We start from the raw sequence: 1138 nt of genomic DNA, 5'->3' as shown, positions 1-1138 counted from the left end.
CTCCCGCGACAGCGAAGGGCCGAGCCGCATCCGTGCACGCTCGCCCTCAGGGCCGAGCTGACCGCCGAATCGCGTTCCAGCGATTCGCCGTAGCGGTACGCTCCCTGCTCCACGAAACGCCCCACCTCGTACAGCCGACCGCGGAGCGGATGACGACGAAGGAGGAATCCGCCCGATAGAGCACCGCCGAGCTGACCGCCGAATCGCGTTCCAGCGATTCGCCGTAGCGGTACGCTCCCCGCTCCACGAAACGCCCCACCTCGTACAGCCGACCGCGGAGCGGATGACGACGAAGGAGGAATCCGCTCGATCGAGCACCGCCGAGCTCACCGCCGAATCGCGTTCCAGCGATTCGCCGTAGCGGTACGCTCCCCGCTCCACGAAACGCGCCCCTCGGAAAGCCGACCGCGGAGCGGATGACGACGGAGGAGGAATCCGCTCAATCCAAGAGCAGCGCCGGTTCCTCCAGCACGCTGGCGACGTCGGCGACGAAGCGGCTGACCACGTCGCCGTCGACGACGCGGTGGTCGAAGGAGCCGCCGACCGTGGTGACGAAGCGGGGGCGGACCTCGCCGTCGACGACCCAGGGCTTCTGCTTGATCGTGCCGAGGGCGATGATCGCGACTTCGCCGGGGTTGAGGATCGGTGTGCCCGTGTCCATCCCGAAGACGCCGATGTTGGTGATGGTGATGGTGCCGTTCTGCATGTCGGCGGCGGTGGTCTTGCCGTCGCGGGCGTCGAGGGTGAGCTTCTCGAGGGCCTGGGCCAGTTCGAGGAGGCTCATCGACTGGGCGTCCTTGACGTTGGGGACGAGCAGTCCGCGCGGGGTGGCCGCAGCGATGCCGAGGTTGACGTAGTGGCGGACGACGATCTCGGTGTCGGTCCAGGCGGAGTTGACGGTGGGGTTGCGGCGGACGGCCCAGATGATGGCCTTGGCCATGATGAGCAGCGGCGAGACCTTGACGCCGGCGAAGTCGGGCGAGTTCTTGAGGCGCTTGACGAACTCCATGGTGCGGGTCGCGTCGACGTCGACGAAGACGCTGACGTGGGGCGCGGTGAACGCGCTCGTCGACATCGCGGCGGCGATCGCCTTGCGGACGCCGCGCACGGGGATGCGCTCCTCGCGGTCGTCGCCCCA

General features: G+C 68.5%; 1 protein-coding gene. It reads right to left on the bottom strand.

Annotation, left to right across the window (positions count from 1 at the left end):
* Positions 1 to 439 precede the first annotated feature (439 nt).
* Positions 440 to 1138, bottom strand: a 699-nt coding sequence (locus tag C5C36_RS17210) for a dihydrolipoamide acetyltransferase family protein (protein ID WP_146085371.1), incomplete at its 5' end; no start/stop codon positions are given.

Origin of the sequence: Rathayibacter sp. AY1G1 (genome assembly GCF_002932095.1) — a bacterium.
Taxonomy (GTDB): Bacteria; Actinomycetota; Actinomycetes; order Actinomycetales; family Microbacteriaceae; genus Rathayibacter.
Note: the sequence above shows the minus strand (reverse complement) of the source record. Positions and strands in the feature narration are given on the sequence as shown.